The 20345-nt window shown below is 67.8% G+C and carries 21 protein-coding genes; 10 read left to right on the top strand and 11 right to left on the bottom strand.

The genetic code is table 11. The features are described from left to right. Positions 1–156 precede the first annotated feature (156 nt). Entirely contained in the window at positions 157–1563 is a 1407-nt protein-coding gene (locus DMB37_RS13850) for a hypothetical protein (RefSeq protein ID WP_135233053.1), read from the top strand. A 66-nt stretch (positions 1564–1629) separates the two neighbouring features. Here DMB37_RS13850 and DMB37_RS13845 read toward each other — a convergent pair whose 3' ends face one another. Beyond that, positions 1630–2328 carry a response regulator gene (locus DMB37_RS13845; RefSeq protein ID WP_107659019.1) on the bottom strand — a complete coding sequence of 233 codons (699 nt, stop codon included), beginning with the start codon at positions 2326–2328 and terminating at the stop codon, positions 1630–1632. Then, positions 2325–3911: a sensor histidine kinase gene (locus tag DMB37_RS13840; protein ID WP_240772382.1), complete on the bottom strand. Its 1587-nt coding sequence runs from the start codon at positions 3909–3911 to the stop codon at positions 2325–2327. Before DMB37_RS13840 ends, DMB37_RS13845 begins: the two co-directional genes overlap by 4 nt. Positions 3912–4036: 125 nt before the next feature. Between DMB37_RS13840 and DMB37_RS13835 the strand changes: the two genes are divergently transcribed. After that, a complete protein-coding gene (locus DMB37_RS13835; protein WP_135233051.1) occupies positions 4037–5404 on the top strand; it encodes a cation:dicarboxylate symporter family transporter in 1368 nt (455 codons plus the stop codon). Between the two features lie 57 nt (positions 5405–5461). Here the strand turns inward: DMB37_RS13835 and DMB37_RS13830 are convergent, their stop codons facing one another. Together DMB37_RS13830 and DMB37_RS13825 are read right to left on the bottom strand one after the other, a co-directional pair. Continuing rightward, positions 5462–5677, bottom strand: coding sequence for a DUF4287 domain-containing protein (locus tag DMB37_RS13830; protein ID WP_135233050.1), 216 nt, complete (start codon positions 5675–5677; stop codon positions 5462–5464). A 189-nt stretch (positions 5678–5866) separates the two neighbouring features. Further along, complete coding sequence (locus tag DMB37_RS13825) at positions 5867–6292, bottom strand: DUF4267 domain-containing protein (RefSeq protein ID WP_135233049.1); 426 nt, start codon at positions 6290–6292, stop codon at positions 5867–5869. Between the two features lie 113 nt (positions 6293–6405). On the opposite strand from DMB37_RS13825, the gene DMB37_RS13820 reads away from it, so the two are divergent. Both DMB37_RS13820 and DMB37_RS13815 read left to right on the top strand, forming a co-directional pair. Beyond that, positions 6406–6996 carry a TetR/AcrR family transcriptional regulator gene (locus DMB37_RS13820; RefSeq protein WP_135233048.1) on the top strand — a complete coding sequence of 197 codons (591 nt, stop codon included), beginning with the start codon at positions 6406–6408 and terminating at the stop codon, positions 6994–6996. Positions 6997–7173: 177 nt separating this feature from the next. Then, a complete protein-coding gene (locus DMB37_RS13815) occupies positions 7174–8628 on the top strand; it encodes an NAD(P)/FAD-dependent oxidoreductase (RefSeq protein WP_135233047.1) in 1455 nt (484 codons plus the stop codon). Here the strand turns inward: DMB37_RS13815 and DMB37_RS13810 are convergent. The 7 genes from DMB37_RS13810 to DMB37_RS13780 all read right to left on the bottom strand — a co-directional run bounded on the left by DMB37_RS13810 (position 8625) and on the right by DMB37_RS13780 (position 15145). Next, the gene (locus DMB37_RS13810; RefSeq protein ID WP_135233046.1) at positions 8625–9545 is read right to left on the bottom strand and encodes a cation diffusion facilitator family transporter; all 921 of its coding nucleotides are present in this window, start codon (positions 9543–9545) and stop codon (positions 8625–8627) included. The genes DMB37_RS13815 and DMB37_RS13810 overlap by 4 nt on opposite strands. Before the next feature lie 110 nt (positions 9546–9655). Then, complete coding sequence (gene manA / locus DMB37_RS13805) at positions 9656–10873, bottom strand: mannose-6-phosphate isomerase, class I (RefSeq protein WP_107659011.1); 1218 nt, start codon at positions 10871–10873, stop codon at positions 9656–9658. Further along, entirely contained in the window at positions 10873–12075 is a 1203-nt protein-coding gene (locus DMB37_RS13800) for a tobH protein (protein WP_135233045.1), read from the bottom strand. The genes manA and DMB37_RS13800 overlap by 1 nt, the downstream gene beginning before the upstream one ends. Before the next feature lie 118 nt (positions 12076–12193). After that, positions 12194–13570, bottom strand: a complete 1377-nt coding sequence (locus tag DMB37_RS13795; RefSeq protein ID WP_135233044.1) for a phosphomannomutase/phosphoglucomutase — start codon at positions 13568–13570, stop codon at positions 12194–12196. A gap of 63 nt (positions 13571–13633) precedes the next feature. Further along, on the bottom strand, positions 13634–14014 hold the full coding sequence (locus DMB37_RS13790; protein ID WP_135237563.1) for a DUF3499 domain-containing protein: 381 nt from the start codon (positions 14012–14014) through the stop codon (positions 13634–13636). A gap of 240 nt (positions 14015–14254) precedes the next feature. Then, on the bottom strand, positions 14255–14734 hold the full coding sequence (locus tag DMB37_RS13785; protein WP_167768837.1) for a metallopeptidase family protein: 480 nt from the start codon (positions 14732–14734) through the stop codon (positions 14255–14257). Positions 14735–14911: 177 nt separating this feature from the next. Beyond that, the gene (locus DMB37_RS13780; RefSeq protein WP_029901515.1) at positions 14912–15145 is read right to left on the bottom strand and encodes a WhiB family transcriptional regulator; all 234 of its coding nucleotides are present in this window, start codon (positions 15143–15145) and stop codon (positions 14912–14914) included. Positions 15146–15667: 522 nt separating this feature from the next. Between DMB37_RS13780 and cofD the strand changes: the two genes are divergently transcribed. The 6 genes from cofD to DMB37_RS13750 all read left to right on the top strand — a co-directional run bounded on the left by cofD (position 15668) and on the right by DMB37_RS13750 (position 20316). After that, positions 15668–16666, top strand: coding sequence for a 2-phospho-L-lactate transferase (gene cofD / locus DMB37_RS13775; protein ID WP_135233043.1), 999 nt, complete (start codon positions 15668–15670; stop codon positions 16664–16666). Continuing rightward, complete coding sequence (locus tag DMB37_RS13770; RefSeq protein ID WP_135233042.1) at positions 16663–18018, top strand: coenzyme F420-0:L-glutamate ligase; 1356 nt, start codon at positions 16663–16665, stop codon at positions 18016–18018. The genes cofD and DMB37_RS13770 overlap by 4 nt, the downstream gene beginning before the upstream one ends. Beyond that, the gene (locus DMB37_RS13765; RefSeq protein ID WP_135233041.1) at positions 18015–18533 is read left to right on the top strand and encodes an NUDIX hydrolase; all 519 of its coding nucleotides are present in this window, start codon (positions 18015–18017) and stop codon (positions 18531–18533) included. Before DMB37_RS13770 ends, DMB37_RS13765 begins: the two co-directional genes overlap by 4 nt. A gap of 183 nt (positions 18534–18716) precedes the next feature. Then, positions 18717–19967 (top strand): alkane 1-monooxygenase, encoded by a 1251-nt coding sequence (locus DMB37_RS13760; RefSeq protein WP_135233040.1) that lies wholly within the window; start codon positions 18717–18719, stop codon positions 19965–19967. Beyond that, positions 19964–20137, top strand: coding sequence for a rubredoxin (locus DMB37_RS13755; protein WP_135233039.1), 174 nt, complete (start codon positions 19964–19966; stop codon positions 20135–20137). The genes DMB37_RS13760 and DMB37_RS13755 overlap by 4 nt, the downstream gene beginning before the upstream one ends. Then, the gene (locus DMB37_RS13750) at positions 20134–20316 is read left to right on the top strand and encodes a rubredoxin (RefSeq protein ID WP_135233038.1); all 183 of its coding nucleotides are present in this window, start codon (positions 20134–20136) and stop codon (positions 20314–20316) included. The genes DMB37_RS13755 and DMB37_RS13750 overlap by 4 nt, the downstream gene beginning before the upstream one ends. The last annotated feature ends 29 nt before the right edge of the window (positions 20317–20345 follow it).

Below are 20345 nucleotides of genomic sequence, written 5' to 3'. Positions count from 1 at the left end.
ACTGTCTGAGACAATCGTTGCGATCCGGCCTGTCTGGCGTCTAAAGTACGGCTTAACCGCAGTTAGAGAATGTTTAGTTTCTAACTGTCGGAGCTTCAGCCCAGGTCAATCCGTGCTGATGACTCGTCCTCTCCGATCGCGAAGGGTGGCACCCCCATGCCCAGACAGTTGGTATTCACGGCGTTGATCACCGCCGTAGTGGCGACCGTGCCGCTGGTTGCGGCAGCGCAACCACCCATAACGCCAGAGCCCCCCATCGACCCCGTCGCCTGTGGCATCTGGGGTTGCACCGACCAGGCTCCGGTTCTGCCGGTTCCGATACCGGACGCGGTGGCTCTGCCCGAGTCGCCGCCGGGGGGCTGGTCGGCAGACGATCCGCCGCCGCGCTCGGAGCTGCTGTACTGGCAGGACTTCGACAGCGACGGTGCCGTGAACTGGGCCGACAACTGCGTCCTGGTGCCGAATCATGATCAAGCCGCGGCGATTCGGCCCCCGCACGCCGCCGACCCGGTCAATCCCAGCTCGCACGCGCTGGCGATGGCGTGGAAGGCGTCGAATCCCGGTGCGATGTACCGGACCTCGGATGAATTGGGCGAAGCCTGCTCCAATTACAACGACAACTGGCGCCGGACCATGGTCGCGTTCCGGGTATCGAGCAACGATCGCAAGCGCGACATCTTCAAGTTCCTCGGTCAGGGTGGGCCGATGTTCGGCGACAACACGCTGACGTTGGCGGTGCCGACCTGTTCACGTCTCGACACGGTGATGAACATCCTCGAATGGGGGCTGCACATCCCCGAGGGCCTGATCGCCAACGCGCTGAAGGCGCTCCTCACCCCCGCTATCACCGACCACTTCGGTTGCAGCACGGGTATTCTCGCTCGGCTCGCGGAAGAGCTCGGGCAGTTGGTGTGGGCAGGCAAGCGGCTCTATACACCGACCAACGACGGCGGCGCGATCACCAACCGGTTCTTCGCACCCGTCACCGAGATCGGCGTTTTCGATCCGCTCATCAAGGCCATGCCGTGGCTGTTCCCCGGCGGTACCGGGCAAACCGTGCAGGGCCGGGTCCGCAACGACGCGGTATCACCATGGGACGGCCGCAATTCCATCGCGATCGACTGGCGTGACGTCTCCGACACCGGGATCGGGCTGCGGGGCAACCGGTGGCCGATCACCGACCAGTCGTTGAGCGAACTGCTCAATGCCATGATCGGGGTCGGGCAGGTCGCCGGCCCCGGCATCGAGGGCCAGATCATCCGTGCTCTCCCGATCGCGCTCGGCAACATCATGAAGATGATTCCGATCATCCGGGATCTCGACGTGCAGTATCTGATCTACGACTCGTGTCGTGCGCTGCAAGAAGGATTCACCCCCTGCACCGCCGAGATCGCGCTGAGCAGGCCCGCAGACGGGGCGACCCGCTGGTATCAGGAGGGCTGGATGCCGTTCAGTACCGTCGACCCGGATATCTTGCACCAAACCGCCTGGGAGATATCGCATTTCAATGAGATGCAGCCCGCCTTCTACAATCTCCCGCCGAACGTCGGTATCGATAACTGACCGCTGCACCGGAAACGCCACGCGGGTCACCGGAGCGAGCCCGGTGACCCGCGTGGTCGCCGCGAATCACGCTCGGGTTTTCCAGACGTAACGGGTTTTGGGGCGCCCGGCGCGGCCGTAATCCGAACGGCGGGTGACCAATCCGTCGTCGGCCAGCTTTTCCAGGTAGCGCCAGGCGGTGATCCGGGAGACGCCGATGGTGGTGGCGGTGTCGGCGGCGGTGATGCCCTCGGGGGCGGCGCGGACGGTGCGGGAGATCTCGTCGAGGGTCTGCGGCGCAACACCTTTGGGTGTGGTGGCGCGCTGGTCGGGGGTGCGTAGCGCGCTGAGGGCGCGGTCGATGTCGTGCTGGGAGACCGCGGTCTCGCCTGCGGGCAGCGCCGTGCGGAATTCGCGGTAGCGGTCCAGCTTGTCGCGAAAAGCGGCGAAGGTGAACGGCTTCAAGAGATAGAGGACAACGCCGTGCGAGACCGCGGTGCGCACCATGGCGAGGTCGCGGGCCGAGGTGATGGCGATGACGTCGGGCCGGGGCGCCAGGCCGGTGAGGGCCGCCGCGACGTCCAAGCCGCTGGCATCGGGTAGCCCGATATCCATCAGCACCAGGTCGATCGGCGTGCCCTCGGCCGCGGCCTCGGCGGCCGCCCGCATCGCCTCGCGGCCGGTGTGGGCCACTCCGACGGGCGTGAAGCCCTCGATGCGGTCCACATAGGCGCGGTGTGCCTCGGCGATGAGTGGTTCGTCCTCGACGATCAGCACTCGGATCACTGTGCGTCCTTTCGCGGAATCGTCACGGTTACCGCGCTTTCCGGATCTAGTTCGGTACGAATGGTTCCCCCGTGCCTGGCCACCAGGCGGTGGACCAGTGCGAGGCCGAGCCCGTGATGGTCGGCCTTGGTCGAATAGCCGCGCTGCGACGCCCGCGCGAACGTCTCCTCGGACATGCCGGGGCCGCTGTCGGCGACCCGCACGTACAAGGCCGAAGCTGGTTCGGCGCGAACAGCTTCGGGATCGTCGCCGCAGTGCCGCACGGTGACCTCCACCCAGCCCGACGGGCTGTCGGCGGCGGCGTCGATGGCGTTGTCGATGAGATTGCCGACCAGGGTGACCATCTCCTGCGGGGTCAGCGGCTCGATCGAGTCGAGCGCGGTGTCCTCGGTGATGGTCAGTTCGATGCTGCGCTCGGCCGCCTGGTTCACCTTGCCGAGCAGCAACGCCGCCAGCGCAGGCGACCCGACCGCGTTCAGCAGTCGATCGATGAGGGCTTGGGACAGTTGCAGTTCCGAGGTGGCGAAGTCCACCGCCTCCTGATACCGGCCCAGTTCGACCATGGTGACCACGGTGTGCAGCCGGTTGGCGGATTCGTGCGCCTGGGCGTGCAGCGACTCGGCGAAACTGCGCACCGAGTCGAGTTCGCCCATCACCGCGCGCAACTCGGTGTGGTCGCGGATGGTCATGACGGTGCCGATCGGCCTGCCCTCCCAGCTGACGATGTCCTGGTTGATGAGCAGGATCCGGTCGCCGGTCACGTGCATCTCGTCGCGGACCACGCCCCAGCTCATCTGCTGCATCGAGGTCGGCAGGTCGCTGCGGCGCACCTCGCCGTCGGGCAGTTCGAGCAGCCTGCGCGCCTCGTCGTTGACCACCTCGGCCAGCTCGCCCGCCATGCCGAAGACCACCAGTCCCTCGTGGATCGAGTGCAGGACGGCGTCGTGCTGTTCGTACATGGCCCGTAATTCGTCGGGTGCGAGCCCATGGGTCTGCCTGCGCAGGCGGCGGCTCAGCAGGAACGACCCGCTGCCCGAGACCGCGAGGCCCGCCGCGGCGATGCCCAGGATCAACGGCAGCTGCGCGGCGACCTGATCACCGATCTTGGCGCGGGTCACCCCGGCCGACACCAGCGCGACCACCTTCCCGCCGTCGTAGACCGGTGCCACCGCCCGGATCGACGGCCCGAGGGTGCCGGTGAAGGTTTCGGTGAAGGTCTCCCCGGACAAGGCGCGGTCGATGTTTCCGCTGAACGGCTTGCCGATCATGTTCTGATTGGTGTGCGTGTAGCGGGTGCGATCCGGCGCCATCACCACGATGAAATCCATGCCGGTCGCATGCCGGATGCGCTCTGTCACCGGTTGCAGCCGAGCCGTGGGATTGATCGTGTACACGGCGGACAGGGTGGACGGGGCTTCAGCGACACTCACCGCGACATCTCTCACTTCGCGGGTGGTCGTGACGTCGCTGTGGCGCCGCGCGTCGACCACCGCGAGGACCGCGCCGACAGCCACCATCAGGGTCAACACGATCAGCTGCAGAGCGAAGGCCTGACCGGCCAGGGATAGCCGACCACGTCTCACTAGCTGTTTTCCTCCGCTGAACGTAATGCACCAAACCGTGACCCGCGTCACCAGGGCCGTCATCATTCTGCCTGGAAGGCGTGAGGCACTTCACGTCGGCACCACTTCGGAGGACATCACTCGGTATGAGCCAAGCAACACCAGCAGCACCCCCACGCAAGCGCGACCGCACCCACTGGCTGTATATAGCCGTCGTCATCGCGGTCATCGCGGGCATTCTGGTGGGTTGGCTGGCGCCCGGTTTCGGGGTGTCGGTTGCTCCGCTCGGCACCATCTTCGTCAACCTGATCAAGATGATGATCGCGCCGGTCATCTTCTGCACCATCGTGCTCGGCATCGGCTCGATCCGCTCGGCGGCGACCGTCGGCAAGGTCGGCGGGCTGACCATCGCGTACTTCATGATCATGTCGACCGCCGCGCTCATCATCGGGCTCGTCGTCGGCAATGTGATCTCGCCGGGTACCGGGTTGAATGTCGGCGAGAACGCGAAAGCGGTCAAGTCGCTCACCGACACCGCGCACAAGGCGGGCGGCACGTGGGACTTCTTCAACAGCATCGTCCCGACGTCACTGCTGTCCTCGCTGACCTCGGGGAGCACGCTGCAAGCCCTGTTCGTCGCGCTGCTGGTCGGTTTCGCGGTGCAGGCCATGGGCAAGACCGGCGAGCCGATTCTGCGCGGTGTGGCGTTGCTGCAGAAACTGGTGTTCCGCATCCTGGTGATGATTCTGTGGCTGGCGCCGATCGGTGCGTTCGGCGCGATCGCCAACCTGGTCGGCAAGAGTGGACTGGACGCGGTGCTGAAGTTGGCAACGTTGATGATCGCGTTCTACCTGACCTGCTTGATATTCGTGTTCGGTGTGCTCGGAGTGCTGCTGTGGGCGGTGGCTCGGGTGTCGGTGCTGAAGCTGGTTCGCTATCTGGCCCGCGAGTACCTGTTGATCCTGGCGACCTCGTCCTCGGAGTCGGCACTGCCTCGGTTGATCGCGAAAATGGAACACATGGGCATCGAGCGGACGACTGTGGGTGTGGTTGTGCCGACCGGATACTCGTTCAATCTGGATGGCACTGCAATTTACCTGACAATGGCGTCGTTGTTCATCGCTGATGCGATGGGAAAACCGCTCACCCTCGGCGAGCAGATCGGCCTGTTGCTGTTCATGATCGTCGCGTCCAAGGGGGCGGCCGGCGTCACCGGCGCGGGCCTGGCCACACTGGCCGGCGGGCTGGAGAGTCACCGCCCCGAATTGCTCGACGGCGTCGGCCTGATCGTCGGTATCGACCGCTTCATGTCCGAGGCCCGCGCCCTCACCAATTTCTCCGGCAACGCCGTCGCCACGGTGCTCCTCGGCACCTGGACCAAGACCATCGACGCGGACCGCGTCAAGGAAGTTCTCGACCGCAAGCTGCCCTTCGATGAACAGACCATGGTCGATGACGACCACGGCGCGCAGCCGCAGCAGGAGCCCGACACCAAGGACCTGGTTCCGGCTTAGCTGCACTGTGAAACACGAAGGGCCCGCAGGATCTGCGGGCCCTTCGCGCATTTCGGGTCAGGAGGCCCACTTCTCCGGGTTGAGGTGGTACTGGGCGAGCGCGGTGGCGTGACCGTGGCCCATGGCGTGCTCGGACTTGAGCCACTCGACCAGCGGCTTGTGCGACGTCAGGCCGGACTCGCCCATCGCGGTGCGCCACTCGTCGATGGTGCGGCCGTACTTGGCCTCGATGGACGGGAAGTAGGACGCGGGTCCGTGCGGCTTGGTCGACATGGTGGTCGTCTCCTGTGATCGTCGTGCGTTCAGTGGTGTGGACGGCGGCGCGCCGGAAAATTCATCGGGCGCGGGAGGTTTGTGTGCCGGATCACCGGGTGCGTGCGAATTCTGGTCTGCGCGAGCGGGTCCGGACGCGGAACTGTCCGGCACGGTGAAAACCGGTACCGGACAGTGGGTGCGGTGGGGTTAGGCGGGGACGGCGATGGGCAGCGGGGTGGCCCGCTGGGCCAGCTGGTGCTCGCGGATCAGCAGGCCGCCGGCGAGGAAGACGAGCGCGGCGGTGAGGCCGTGGATGCCGAAGGCAGCGGCGGTGGAGCCGTTCCAGGCGAGGACGGTCAGCATGTCGCCGACCGGGACCAGGGCGATGACCAGGGTGGCGATGCCGAGCGCGTAGCGCTGCTTCGCGGCGAGCAGCACCAGGATGAGCACGCCGAAGACGGTGTCGCGGACGCCCTTCAGGTTCATGAACGCGGTCGCCTCGCCGTCCGGCCACGCGGGCAGGCCGAAGCCGGGGGCGATGGTCTCCGGGCTGATCAGGTAGCTGAGGCCGATGTAGAGGATGAAGGCCGCGCCGATGAGGGACAGTGCGGAGGCGATGCGCGAGGTGGTCATGGTGCTGCTCCTTGGTGCGGTGCTCGGTCCTGCTCTGAGTTCTAGCATTGCTAGGTTCGAGAGCAACCATAACGGAGCTTCGGTAGGTTGTCTAGCGCTGCTAGAATTTGGGCATGACCCTCCAGGCGCGCAAGGAACGTGAACGAGCCGAACGTCGTCAGCGGATCATCGATACCGCGCGTGAGTTGGCCGAAGAAGAGGGCTGGGAAGCGGTGACGGTACGCAAACTGGCCGAGCGCATCGAATACAGCCAGCCGGTGTTGTACAGCCATTTCGCGGGCAAATCGGCCATCGTGGCCGCGGTCGCGGAGCAAGGAATCGCCGATCTCTCCGTCGTCCTGCACCAGGCGCACGCCGAGGCGACGAGTCCGGCCGACCGGATGGCCCGCGTCGCCCGCGCCTACCTGGATTTCGCCGCCGCCAACCCGGCCCGCTACGACGCCATGTTCGTGCTGAACGTCGACCTCGTGTTCGGCCTGGAGGCGTCGCAGACGCTGCGGGACGCCTTCGCGGAACTGGAGGCGATGTTCCGGCCGTTCGTCGACGAGGCGGAGCTCGGCGCCCGCACCGAGGTGGCCTGGAGCGCGATGCACGGCCTCGCGACCCTGGACCGCGGTGCCCGCCTGCGCCCGGAGTTGCGCGAGCAGCGCCTCGACATCCTGGTCGCCGAGTGGCTGGCCGCGGTCGGCGCGACGTCGGGCTGACCGCACCCGACTCGTACCGCGCTTGCCGCGGCGAATCCTGTTCCCGCGGACCGAATCGACCACGGCGGGTGACAGTCGACACCTTCGCCGCGATCCGGCAGGTCCGACCGCCGTTCACCGTGGCAACGCGTTTCGCGGGCAGGCAAGCACCGACCGCGGGCCGGTAGCGTGGGGGATATGCCTGATGTTGTGGTCGTCGGCTCCGGGCCGAATGGTCTCGCCGCCGCGGTGATTCTGGCGAAGGCCGGACTCTCCGTGGAGGTCTACGAGGCCGAGTACGCGGCGGGCGGTGGGTCGCGGACGGCGGAGCTGACCCTGCCCGGCTACCGGCACGACGTGTGCGCGGGCGCGCACCCGATGGCGTTGGCCTCCCCGTTCTTCCGGGCGTTCGATCTCGCGGCGCACGGCGTCGAACTGCTCACGCCGGAAGCCTCTTACGCGCACCCGATGGACGGCGGCACGGCCGGCATCGCCTGGCGTGATCTGGACCGGACCGTCGACGGTCTCGGCCGTGACGGTGCCGCGTGGCGCTCGCTGTTCGGTCCGCTGGTGCCGCACTGGGCGGCGATCGTCGACCTGGCGATGTCGGATATGCGCCGACCACCCAAGGACCTACTGACCGCGGTGCGGTTCGGGCTGCGGACGCTCGAGCAAGGATCGCCGTTGTGGAACACCAGGTTTCGCGACGACACTGCCGCCGCGCTGCTGACCGGCGTCGCCACCCACGCGATCATTCCGCCGCGTGCGGTGCCCGCCGCCGGGGCCGGACTGATGCTCGGCACGCTGGCGCACGCGGGTGGCTGGGTGATCCCGCGCGGTGGCAGCCAGGCGATTCCGGACGCGCTGATCGCCGAGCTGGAACGCCTCGGCGGGCGGATGCACACCGGCCACCGCATCGACGCGCTCGGCCAATTCGACGACGCCCGCGCGGTCGTGCTCGACCTCGCGCCCGCGGAATTGCTGCGCATCGCCGGTCATCGACTGCCGGACCGATACATCAAGCGGCTCCGGCGTTTCCGCTACGGCGGCGCCGCGTGCAAGGTCGATTTCGCGCTCGCGGGCCCGGTGCCCTGGCAGGCCGCCGACCTCGACCGCGCAGGCACCCTGCATCTGATCGGCACCAGGGACGAGGCGATGGCCGCCGAGCGCGCGGTCGCCGCGGGCCAGCACGCGGAACGGCCCTATGTGCTGACCATCCAGCCCGGTGTGGTCGACTCGACCCGCGCGCCGGCGGGCAAGCACACCCTCTACACCTACGCGCACGTGCCGAACGGTTCGGCCCGCGACATCAGCGAGACGATCATCGCTCAGGTCGAGCGCTTCGCGCCCGGCTTCCGTGACCTGATCCTCGCCAAGCACGTCTACACCGCGGCCGAAATGCCCGCGCACAACGCCAATTACATCGGCGGCGACATCTCTGCGGGCGCGATGACCCTGCGCCAGTGGGCCTTCCGCCCCGCACCGCGCTGGAACCCTTACGCCACACCGCTTCCGGGCGTCTACCTGTGCTCCGCCTCGACCCCGCCGGGTCCCGGTGTGCACGGCATGTCCGGCTTGCACGCGGCCCGCCACGTCCTACGCCAGCGGTTCGGCATCACCACCGACCCGCTGGCGCTGCTGCGTAATCCTTAAACGCTCTCGGTGCGGTAGAGGTCGGGCTCCAGGTAGATCACCCGGGCGGCCGGAACGGCGGCGCGCACGCGGGCTTCCGCGTCGTTGATCGCGGCCGCGATATCGGCGATATCCAGATCGGCGACGATCGAGACCTTGGCGGCGACCAGCATCTCCTCCGGGCCGAGGTACTGGGTCTTGAGGTGGATCACGCGCTCGATGCGCGCGCCGTCGGCCAGGTTCTCCCGGATGGCGCGGTCCTCGGCGGGGGTGGCGCCCTCGCCGATGAGCAGGCTCTGCATCTCGATGATCAGGATGACGGCGATGACGCCGAGCAGCAGGCCGATGGCCAGGGTGCCGATACCGTCCCAGATTGCGTCGCCGGTGAGCATCGTCAGGCTGACGCCGACGAAGGCGAAGATCAGACCGACCAGGGCGCCGGTGTCCTCCAGCAGCACCACCGGCAGCTCCGGGCTACGCGAGGTGCGGATGAACCGCCACCAGCTCGCATTTCCCTTGAGCGGCCGGGACTCCTTGATGGCGGTCATGAAGCTGTAGGTCTCCAGCCCGATCGCGATCAGCAGGATGACGATCGCGACGATCGGCGAGCTCAGATCCTCCGGGTGCTGGATCTTGTGGACGCCCTCGTAGATCGCGTAGATCGAGCCGATGGTGAACAGCACCAGCGCCACGACGAACGAGTAGAAGTAGCGATTGCGCCCGTACCCGAACGGGTGCAGCTCGTCGGCCTCCTGCGCGGCGCGGCGCTGACCGAGTAGCAGCAGGCCCTGATTGGAGGTGTCGGCCACCGAGTGCACCGCCTCGGCGAGCATCGACGCCGAACCGGTGATCGCCGCACCGATGAACTTCGCTACGGCGATCCCCGCGTTCGCCGTCAATGCGGCGAGAATCGCCTTCTTGCCACCACCAGCCGACATGGGTTGGATGTCCTCTCTCCGATTGCCCGAACCTGGCTAACTTAGCGTGTGCCGAGATCGGATACCCGATACCGGAGGTGATCACCCGGCCGGGGCGACACCGCGCCGGCTCACACCTTGCCGACGCAGGCGCAGAAGAGCTGGGCCGAGCCGTCAAGGGCGCGGGCGCGAATATCGGTGTCGGCGGCCGAGATCCACGCCGCGGCACCGCGCTCCAGCGTCAACTCGGACGCGCCGTGCAGCAGCCGCACCGACCCCGCCGTGCACAGCACGATGCCTGGGCCCGCCGCGGTGAGCGGGACCTGCGCCGAGCCCGCGGTCAGATCGAAGCGGCGCAGCTCGAACTCCGGCGCGGGCGTGCGGTAGCGCACCGAGCCGTCGCCCGCCGGTTCCGGCAGTACCACGGGCAGGTCGATCGGCTCGAAGTCGAGCACCCGCAACAGTTCCGGCACGTCGACGTGCTTGGGCGTGAGACCGCCGCGCAGCACGTTGTCGGAGTTGGCCATGATCTCCACGCCGAGTCCGCGCAGGTAGGCGTGCAGGTTGCCGGCCGCGAGGAACAAACCCTGCCCGGGCTCGAGTGTCAGCCGGTTCAGCAGCAGCGCCGCGAGCACGCCCGCATCGCCGGGGTAGGCCTCGGCGAGTTCGAGCGTGGTGCGCGCCTCGGGGGTGAACCCGCGCTTGCCTTTTCCGGACAGGTAGCGCACGCAGCCGTCGAGCACCTCGGGTAGCAGCGTCGCGAGCACGTGCTGCGGCAGGGTGATCCAGGTGGTGAACAGGGTGCGCAGGCCGTCCGAATCCGGCTGCGCGGCAAGCAGATCGGCGAACGAGGCGAGTCCGTCCACGTCGAGCGCGCGCAACAGTTCGACGGTGCGGTGCGGCTCGCGGAAGCCGGCGAGTGCCTCGAACCGATCCAGCGCCACCACCAGTTCCGGCTTGTGGTTGTCGTCGCGGTAGTTGCGCATCGGCGAGTCGAACGGCACCTTGGTGCGGTTCTCCCGTTCGAACCCGGCGCGCGCCTGCGCGGTGCTCGGGTGCGCCTGGAGCGACAGCGGCTCCTCGGCGGCCAAAATCTTCAACAGGAATGGCAGCTTGCCGCCGAATTCCTGGGCGGCGGGGCCCAATTCGCGCTGCGGATCCTCGGCGACGAAATCCAGCAGCGAGCGGGTGCGGTCGTCGATCAGGACGTGCGCGGGGTCGGCGGGGTGCGCGCCGAACCACAGTTCGGCCTCCGGATGCGCGGACGGAACCGGCCTGCCGCACAGCTGAGCGAGCGCGGTGCGCGAGCCCCAGGCATACGAGCGCAACGCACCAACGAGTTCGTGCACTAGTAGCTTCCCCCGTACTGCCCTCGACTGTCGGGTGCGGTACCGCGGGTTCCGATCAGCCGTAGGTAGGCGGCGGCCATTTCCAGCCGCAGCGCGAGCACGGCGAGTTGTTCGAGTTCACCACCGGCGCCGGGAGCGGGCTCCTCGGGGCGCGGCGGGGTGGGCAGGGAGGGGTCGGTGAGGCCGGTGTGCAACAGATCGAGCTCGGCGCTCACCAGATCGGCGTCGACCAGGCTGGATCCGGTGCCGCCGAACACCGCGATCCGGCGCCGCGCGGCCGACTGGTCCGGGTCGATGCTGAGCACGAAGACCCGCATGCGCTCGACCTGCATCGGGCCGTCGAGTTCCTCGTCGTGGAACATCGGATCGAAGCCGGGCGCGGATTCGCCTGCGGCCTCGACCATTCGGGTCTTGGCGGCCACCGCCTCGGCCAGATCGACCGCGGTGGCGACCCGGCCCGCCGACTGCAGCAGCACCTCGGCGCCGTGCTCGGCCAGCTCGGCCGCGGCGGGGGAGTCGCCGGCCAGCACCACACCGCGCTGATGCATGCGCGAGGCGAGGGTCTTGGCCGGGTTGCGGAAGACCTCGTTGCCGGGTCCGGCGCGCAACGCCTCGGCGTCGAGCACATCGGCCAGCTCGGTGAGGTCGGGCACGAACGTGCCGCTGCGGGCGGGGTCGACCGCGCGCAGGACGGCGATTCCGGCGGCCAGGAAGCGCAGCAGGCGGTTGTGATCGAGCACCTGGACCCGAGGTGCCAGCACGGCGGCCCGGCCGGCCGCTACGGCGCGCATCGGTCCTTCGATGGGGGTGGCGACGACGACCTCGGCCCCGCGGCGCAGCGCCCGGTCGACCGCGTCGGTCAGGCGTGGGTCGCCCGCGTCGTCACCGGCGACCAGGACGACATCGAGCGGGCCGACCCAGGGCGGCAGCGCGGTGACGGGCACGACGGGCAGGCCCGCGCGGTCACCCAGGGTGGCGACGAGCAGGCTCGCGGCGCGCGCGGCGCGGCCGGAGCCGGAGACGAGGACCACGCTGCGCGGGCGCAGACCGGCCAGGCGCGCGAGCGCGTCCTCACCGACTGCTGCCGCGGTGGCCCGGACCTGAGCGCCGCCGGAGGCGGCCGAGCGCAGGGCGCCGCCGGTATCGGCCGCCTCCAGCGAAGCGGCATCGTCGAGGTCGAGCACCGGTGTTCCAGCGATCATCGGGCGTCCCACCTCCCCTCATCGCGCTGAGTCGTTATCGCCTTCGCTCGCACCCGGGTCAGCTGCCACGCCGGGCCCGAGTCGGGCGAATTCAAGGCCTGTGATTCCACTATTCCAGTCAGGACCGGACGATGCTCAGGATCTCTGTTACGAGTGCATCTACATCTTCGGTTGAGCGGGCCTCGACGTTGAGCCGAAGCAGCGGTTCGGTGTTCGACGCGCGCAGGTTGAACCAGGCGTCGTCGGCCAATTGCACGGTCACGCCGTCCAGCCTATCCACCGAGATCGTCCGGTCCGCGAAGGCCTCCACCACGGCAAGCGTCCGCTCCTTCGCGTCCGGCACGGTGGAGTTGATCTCGCCGGAGGCCGCATACGTCTCGTAGGCCGACATCAGCTCCGAGACCGGCCGATCCTTCTCGCCGAGCGCGGCGAGCACGTGCAGTGCGGCGAGCATGCCGGAGTCGGCGCCCCAGAAATCGCGGAAGTAGTAGTGCGCGGAGTGTTCGCCGCCGAACACCGCGCCGGTCGAGGCCATCTGCTGCTTGATGAACGAGTGGCCGACCCGGGTGCGCACCGGGGTGCCGCCGAGCGCGGTGACGAGCTCGGGCACCGCGTGCGAGGTGATCAGGTTGTGGATGATGACCGCGCCGGGCTCCTTGATGAGCTCGCGCTCGGCGACCAGCGCGGTGATGGTGGACGGCGACACCGGGTCGCCCTTCTCGTCCACCACGAAGCAGCGGTCGGCGTCGCCGTCGAAGGCGAGACCGATGTCGGCGCCCGACTTGACCACCAGGTCCTGCAGGTCCACCAGGTTCTTGGGATCGAGCGGGTTCGCCTCGTGGTTGGGGAAGGAACCGTCGAGCTCGAAGTACAGCGGCACGATGGTCACCTGCGGCAGCGCGTCGAACACGGCGGGCACGGTGTGGCCGCCCATGCCGTTGCCCGCGTCCACCGCGATGGTGAGCGGGCGCATCTCGCCGAGATCGACCAGGTCGCGCAGGAACGCCGCGTAGTCGGCGAGCAGGTCGGTTCTGGTCTCGGTGCCGCGCGGCCCGTCGTAGCCGGGCACGCCCTCGGCGACCTCGGTCTTGATGGTGGCCAGGCCCGTGTCCTGGCCCACCGGAATGGCTTTCGCGCGGCACATCTTGATGCCGTTGTAGCGCGCCGGGTTGTGGCTAGCGGTGAACATGGCGCCGGGGCAGTCCAGGCTGCCGGAGGCGAAGTAGAGCTGATCGGTGGACGCGAGCCCGATGTGCACCACGTCGAGGCCCTGGGCCAGCACGCCGTCGGCGAAAGCCTCCGACAGACCTGGGGAGGACTCGCGCATGTCGTGTCCGATGACGGCCCGCGTCGCGCCTTCGGCACGCATCAGCCTCGCGAACGATGCGCCGATGTCCCTGACGAATTCGGCGTCGATCTGTTCACCGACCACACCGCGAACGTCGTAAGCCTTGATCACCGCGTTTACGAATTCGGCAGAGCGGGCGACTGTCATGCCCACCACCCTAGGGGATGGCGGGCGGCGGAGCTGACGGGGGATGACCCGGTTCTCAGTGGTTCAGGACGGCGGGTCGGGGAGTACCCGCAGATGTCCGCGGCGCCCGGTGCGAGTGGTGCGCTGCGGCGGCGGGGCGTAGTCGCGGTAGCCGCGCTGTTCATGCTCCGGCGGGCGGCGGCGCAGTCCGGCCTCGCGGACCGCTTCGGCGAGCGCGGTCAGATCGTCGTCATCCGGTGTGCTGGAGGAGAACCCGCCTTCGTGGCGGACCATTTCCCAGCCCTTCGGGGCGGTGATGCGGGAGCCGTGCGTTTCGCAGAGATCCCAGGAGTGTGGTTCGGCGACGGTCGCGAGTGGTCCGACTACGGCGGTCGAGTCCGAGTACACATAGGTGAGCGTCGCGACGGCCGGATTCTTGCAACCTGGACGGCAGCAACGACGCATGGGGATCACGCCGATGAGAGTAACCCTCCTGGCGGTCCGATGTGGATAGACACGCTCATGATTCGGGCAAAAACTCCCGCCACGCGGCGGCTGCCGCGGGCGGGCGCGGGGCGTCGGGCCGCGGGCGGCCCGGGCCGGTGTCGGTGCGCGGTCTGCGGGCCGCGCACGCGGTGTCGGTAATCAGTTATCGCCGCTCGCAACAACATTCGTTACCGAGGCGAGGTCGGCTGGGTGTGATTTCTACTCGGGTTCCGGATCGATGATGTCCGGATCGACGCCGAGATAGGTGGCGATCTGCTGGACCAGCACCTCGCGCAGCAGGTCGACCAGGTCGTCGGGGTCGCTGGCGCGCAGCTCGAGCGGTTTGCGGAACAGCACCACCCTGGCGCGGGTCGCGGTGCCGTGCCGGTCGACGCCTGCCGGGATGAGCCGGGACAGCGGCACCGGTCCGTCGGCGACCACCTCGTCCGGCCAGGTGACCGAATCAGGGTGCAGCGGACGGATTTTCGGCACGTCATCGACGGCGATATCGAGTTTGGTGAGCCGGTCGTGCCAGCGGGTGTCCAGCGGTGCGAACGCCTCGAGCACCAGCCGATCGAACTTCTGTCCCCGGGTGCGCCACGCAGGCACGGTGGGCGGCAACATCGGCCCACGTACCCCGCGACCACGGCGGATCACCGACCGGGCGGTCGGCGGACGACGATTACGGGAACGTGCCATGGGTAAAACCTAGCCAGCCCGCACCCGGCCCGTGCACCCAGTGCTACTTCGGCCGGTCGGCGGGCGCGCCGCCGGGGCTCGGGCGTACCCCCGGAGCTACCCGTATGTTCGCGAGAACCGTTGTCGCCGTAGCGAGTTGTCGCGCGTGCGGATAACTCGGGGGCCAACCCAAGTCGGCTAGCCGATGCCGCGCTTCAGGCGGCGGCGCTCTCGTTCGGAGAGGCCACCCCAGATGCCGAAGCGTTCATCGTGGGCGAGTGCGTATTCCAGGCACTCGTCGCGTACTTCGCAGCCCATGCAGATCCGTTTCGCCTCGCGAGTCGAGCCGCCCTTCTCAGGGAAGAACGCCTCCGGATCGGTCTGTGCGCACAGGGCACGCTCCTGCCACTGCTCTTCGATGGATTCGAACATCTCGTCGAAGCCCGTGACGACCAGGCTGAGCCGGGGCGCCGAGACTTCGTCGCCCGAGCCGAGCACGGTCGCCGAGACTTCGTCACCCCCCTCGCGATCCTTCCAGCCGTTGTCTGCGCAGACGCCACGTGCTGCGCCTGCTGTGGAATCGGTCGGCGAGACCATCTCATTGGCCATCGCTCCGCCTCCTCACTGTGTGTTAGCGCAGAATGATTCGTTCCGTCGGACCAACACGCATACCGACGGCCATACCCCGCGACGTTGTCCCGCGGACGTCCCCGAGCTCGTCATCTCGATGCGAACATCTGTTCGAAAAGCCGTTCGCGCCTTGCACTCTCGCGCGAACCCGAAATGACATGACTGTGATTAGACACGCCGGACGTGTCGATGGTCAAGCGGCCGTCGCTATTCCGTTACTATCCGCGAACGCTTTCGAAGATGATCTTGAGTCGGAGTAGGGCAAATGACCAGCAACTATAGCCCGAACATCGCCCGGTCCGACAGCGCATAGGCTGTGCGGATGTGACTTCCCTTCAAGCGGACAGCGACTCCCTCGGCGGCCCGAGGATTGCCGTACTGGTCGGGGGTGTCGGCGGCGCCCGCTTCCTCCAGGGCGTGCGGGAACTGCTGCCCGATGCCGATGTCTCCGCGATCGTGAACGTCGGCGACGACGTCTGGATGCATGGCCTGCGAATCTGTCCTGACCTCGATACCTGCATGTACACCCTCGGAGGCGGCATTGATACCGAGCGCGGCTGGGGCAGGCTCGACGAGACCTGGCACACCAAGGAAGAGCTGGCGAAGTATCACGCGCAGCCGGACTGGTTCGGGCTCGGCGATCGCGACCTCGCCACGCATCTGGTGCGCAGCGAGATGCTGCGCGCCGGGTACCCGCTCTCCGCGGTCACCGAGGCCCTCTGCAACAGGTGGCAGCCGGGCGTGAAATTGATCCCGGCAACCGACGATCGTTGTGAAACGCATGTGGTTGTGACCGACCCGGACGACCCTGGCGAACGTCGCGCGATCCATTTTCAAGAGTGGTGGGTTCGCTATCGCGCGAACATCCAGACCCATGGATTCGCCACAATTGGGGCCGAGGACGCCAAACCGGCCCCGAATGTGATCGAGATCATAGAGTCCGCGGATGTGGTCTTGCTCGCTCCGTCGAACCCCGTGGTGAGCATCGGCGCCATCTTGGCGGTGCCTGGCATTCGTGGCGCGCTGCGCACAACTGCGGCCAAAGTTATTGGTATATCCGGTGTGATCGACGGCAAACCTCTGCGCGGCATGGCCGATGAGTGTCTGTCGGTGATCGGGGTCGAGACGACCGCCGAGGCGATCGGCCGTTACTACGGCGCCCGCTCGGCCACCGGCATCCTGGACGGCTGGTTGATCCACACCACCGACACCGCCGACGTGCCCGGCGTCGAGGTGCGCAGCGTCCCGCTGCTGATGACCGATCCGCCGACCACCGCCGAGATGGTGCGGGAGGCTCTGGACCTTGCGGGGGTGAAGCCGTGAGTCAGGATGAGTATGTGAATGACCATGCCGCAGGGGAACTGCGCATCCTGCCGATCACCGGCCTGCCGGAGTTCCGGCCCGGCGACGACCTCGCCGCGCACATCGCGGACCGCGCGCCGTGGCTGGCCGACGGTGACGTGCTCGTGGTGACGAGCAAGATCGTCGCCAAGGTCGAGGGCCGCCTCGTCGACGTGCCGCTGGATCCAGAGGAACGCGACGCCGCGCGGCGCGCCCTGGTCGAGCAGGAGGCGGTGCGCGTGCTCGCGCGCAAGGGCCGCACCCTGATCACCGAGAACAAGCTCGGCATCGTGCAGGCGGCGTCCGGCATCGACGGCTCCAATGTCGAACAGGGCGAACTGGTTCTGCTGCCCGCCGATCCCGACGCCAGCGCCAAGGCCTTGCGGTCGGCGCTGGCCGAGCGGCTCGGCGTGCAGGTCGCCGTGGTCGTCACCGACACCATGGGCCGGGCCTGGCGCAATGGCCAGACCGACGCCGCGATCGGCGCCGCCGGCCTGCGGGTGCTGCACGATTACGCGGGCGCCGTCGACGGGCAGGGCAACGAGCTGCACGTCACTCAGGTTGCGATCGCGGACGAGCTGGCCGCCGCGGCGGATCTGGTGAAGGGCAAGCTCGGCGGCGTGCCGGTCGCGGTGGTGCGCGGGCTGCCGGTCACCGACGACGGGTCCAGTGCCGCGGATCTGCTGCGCGGCGGCACCGACGACCTGTTCTGGCTCGGCACCGCCGAGGCGATCGAGCAGGGACGCCGCGAGGCGGTGCTGCTGCGCCGCTCGATCCGGCAGTTCGCCGACGCACCGGTCGATCCCGCCCGCGTGCGCGCCGCCGTCGCGGTGGCACTGACCGCGCCCGCGCCGCACCACACCCGGCCGGTGCGCTTCGTGTGGGTGCGCGACGCCGAGCTGCGGACTCGATTGCTCACGGAGATGGCCGACAAGTGGCGGGCCGACCTCACCGCGGACGGCCTGGCACCCGATCGGGTGGAGCGCCGAATCGCCCGTGGCCGAATCCTTTTCGACGCACCCGAGGTGATCATCCCGTTCTGCGTGCCGGACGGCGCGCACGACTATCCGGACGAGCGGCGCCGCGCCGACGAGCGCACCATGTTCACCGTCGCGGTCGGCGCGGCCGTGCAGGGCCTGCTCGTCGCGCTGGCCACCGAGGGCCTGGGCAGCTGCTGGATCGGCTCCACCATCTTCGCGCCGGAGATCACCCGCGCGGTCCTCGGACTCGAGGACAACTGGAATCCGTTGGGCGCCATCGCCATCGGCCACCCGATCGAGGAACTCCGGCCGCGCCCGGTGCCCGGCGCAAGTTTCGGACTGGTCGAGCTGTGAGCGCGGATTCCCTGCACGCCTCGGCCATCGAGCTGCTCGAAAAATGGTCGCCCGGCGCGGATTACGACCAGTCGCTGCGGCACGCGATGCTCGCGTTCCTCGGCTCGGCCCCGCGTGGTTGTCTGCGTGAGCACGTGCCGGGCCACATCACCGCCTCGGCGGTGGTGTTCTCGCACGACGAACGCGAGGTCCTGCTGACTCTGCATCCGCGGGTCGGGTCCTGGATCCAGCTCGGCGGGCACTGCGAGGAGAGCGACGACACGGTCGCCGATGCCGCGCTGCGCGAAGCCACCGAGGAGTCGGGCATCAGCGGTCTGCGGATGGAACCGGAACTGTATGGCGCGCAGGCGCACTCGATCACCTGCTCGCTCGGGGTGCCGACCAGGCATCTCGATCTGCTGTTCCGGATCACCGCGCCCGCTGGCGCCGTCCCGGTGCGCAGCGCGGAGTCGACCGACCTGCGCTGGTGGCCGGTCGACGCGCTGCCCGAGAACGCCGAAGTGCTGCTGCGGTAACTCCCCTCGACAACAAACACCCCGGCCGGAGATCGCTCCGACCGGGGTGTTTGTGTCGGAGCCGGTCGTTCTGCTTTACAAATTGGCGAATTTGTCTAGACAAACGACAAATCGATCTCTATCGTCCATTTCAGAGGTAACGCACGTCACACGTGACGTGCCGCTTTTGGATGGGAGACAACGATGTCGACAGAGGCCGACACGTCCGCGCAGCCGGTGGCAACCCCGGACTGGCGCGATCGCAAGCGCTACATGTGGCTATGGGGATTGTTCGCCCCCACCGGCCTTTTCACGATCGGCATCCCGATCATCCTGGCCCTCAACGCGATCGGCTGGCAGACGCTGGCGCAGGTACCGTTCTGGCTCGGCCCGATCCTGGTATACGTGCTGATTCCGTTGGCGGACATCTTCTTCGGACCCGACGGTGACAATCCGCCGGACGAGGTGATGGAGTATCTGGAGCACGACAAGTACTACCGCTATCTCACCTACCTGTATCTGCCGTTCCAATACGCGTCACTGGTCATGGCCTGCTATCTGATCACCGCCGATCAGGTGAGCTGGCTCGGCTTCGACAACGGTCTGCACCTGGTCGACAAGATCGGCCTGGCGATCACGGTCGGCATGCTCGGTGGCATCGGCATCAACACCGCGCACGAACTGGGCCACAAGAAAGTGCACCTGGAGCGCTGGCTGTCCCGGATCGCACTGGCCCAGTCCTTCTACGGGCATTTCTACATCGAGCACAATCGCGGCCACCATGTGCGCGTCGCGACACCGGAGGACCCCGCGAGTTCCCGTATCGGCGAGACCTTCTGGGCCTTCTGGCCGCGCACCGTGTGGGGCAGCCTGACCTCGTCGCTGCGGTTGGAGAAGGCCCGCCTGGCCCGGCTCGACAAGAAACCGTGGAGCCTGAAGAACGAGGTGCTCAGCGCCTGGCTGATGTCGGCGGTGCTGTACGCGGCGCTGGTCGCGGTGTTCGGGATCGAGCTGTTGCCGTATCTCGTGCTCCAGGCGGTGATCGGTTTCAGCCTGCTGGAGGCGGTGAACTATCTCGAGCACTACGGTCTGGTCCGCCAGCGCACCGCATCCGGCCGCTACGAACGGCCCGCGCCGGTGCACAGCTGGAACAGCGACCACATCGTCACCAACATCTTCCTGTACCACCTGCAGCGGCACAGCGACCATCACGCCTACCCGACCCGGCGCTATCAGACGCTGCGCAGCTGGGACGGCGCGCCGAACCTGCCGAGCGGGTACGCCAGCATGATCCTGCTCGCCTACTTCCCGCCGCTGTGGCGCCGGGTAATGGACAAGCGGGTGCTCGCGCACTATCACGGCGACATCACGCTCGCGAACATCCACCCCGCCAAGCGGGACAAAGTGCTCGCCCGCTATCAGGGCGGTACGGCGACCGGCGAGGTGCGGGGATGAATCGCTTCCGCTGCCCGGTCTGTGAATACGTGTACGACGAGGAAAAGGGCGAGCCACACGAAGGTTTCCCGCCGGGAACGTCCTGGGAAAAGATTCCCGACGACTGGTGCTGTCCGGACTGCGGCGTCCGGGAAAAGATCGACTTCGAACCGACGGGAGCCGTCCGATGAACGATTACAAACTGTTCCAGTGCATTCAATGCGGCTTCGAATACGACGAAGCCAAAGGCTGGCCGGAGGACGGGATCGTCGCGGGTACCCGCTGGGACGATATCCCCGACGACTGGACCTGTCCGGACTGCGGCGCGGCAAAGGCCGACTTCTACATGGTCGAAATCGAACGGTCGTGAGATTTTGACTGCGGCAACCGCCCGTGACA

The sequence above is a fragment of the Nocardia sp. CS682 genome (assembly GCF_004634405.1).
GTDB lineage: Bacteria > Actinomycetota > Actinomycetes > Mycobacteriales > Mycobacteriaceae > Nocardia > Nocardia ninae.
This window is presented reverse-complemented; position numbering and strand designations above follow the sequence as displayed.

Bases quoted from the DNA above. Each gene is read 5' to 3' on its own strand.
- DMB37_RS13790 (WP_135237563.1), bottom strand. From the start codon at position 14,014: ATGCGTCGTTGCTGCCGTCCAGGTTGCAAGAATCCGGCCGTCGCGACG.
- DMB37_RS13825 (WP_135233049.1), bottom strand. From the start codon at position 6,292: ATGACCACCTCGCGCATCGCCTCCGCACTGTCCCTCATCGGCGCGGCC.
- DMB37_RS13810 (WP_135233046.1), bottom strand. From the start codon at position 9,545: ATGTCGGCTGGTGGTGGCAAGAAGGCGATTCTCGCCGCATTGACGGCG.
- DMB37_RS13750 (WP_135233038.1), top strand. From the start codon at position 20,134: ATGAACGATTACAAACTGTTCCAGTGCATTCAATGCGGCTTCGAATAC.
- DMB37_RS13760 (WP_135233040.1), top strand. From the start codon at position 18,717: ATGTCGACAGAGGCCGACACGTCCGCGCAGCCGGTGGCAACCCCGGAC.
- DMB37_RS13835 (WP_135233051.1), top strand. From the start codon at position 4,037: ATGAGCCAAGCAACACCAGCAGCACCCCCACGCAAGCGCGACCGCACC.
- DMB37_RS13800 (WP_135233045.1), bottom strand. From the start codon at position 12,075: ATGATCGCTGGAACACCGGTGCTCGACCTCGACGATGCCGCTTCGCTG.
- DMB37_RS13820 (WP_135233048.1), top strand. From the start codon at position 6,406: ATGACCCTCCAGGCGCGCAAGGAACGTGAACGAGCCGAACGTCGTCAG.
- DMB37_RS13755 (WP_135233039.1), top strand. From the start codon at position 19,964: ATGAATCGCTTCCGCTGCCCGGTCTGTGAATACGTGTACGACGAGGAA.
- DMB37_RS13830 (WP_135233050.1), bottom strand. From the start codon at position 5,677: ATGTCGACCAAGCCGCACGGACCCGCGTCCTACTTCCCGTCCATCGAG.
- DMB37_RS13795 (WP_135233044.1), bottom strand. From the start codon at position 13,570: ATGACAGTCGCCCGCTCTGCCGAATTCGTAAACGCGGTGATCAAGGCT.
- DMB37_RS13850 (WP_135233053.1), top strand. From the start codon at position 157: ATGCCCAGACAGTTGGTATTCACGGCGTTGATCACCGCCGTAGTGGCG.
- DMB37_RS13780 (WP_029901515.1), bottom strand. From the start codon at position 15,145: ATGTTCGAATCCATCGAAGAGCAGTGGCAGGAGCGTGCCCTGTGCGCA.
- DMB37_RS13815 (WP_135233047.1), top strand. From the start codon at position 7,174: ATGCCTGATGTTGTGGTCGTCGGCTCCGGGCCGAATGGTCTCGCCGCC.
- DMB37_RS13785 (WP_167768837.1), bottom strand. From the start codon at position 14,734: ATGGCACGTTCCCGTAATCGTCGTCCGCCGACCGCCCGGTCGGTGATC.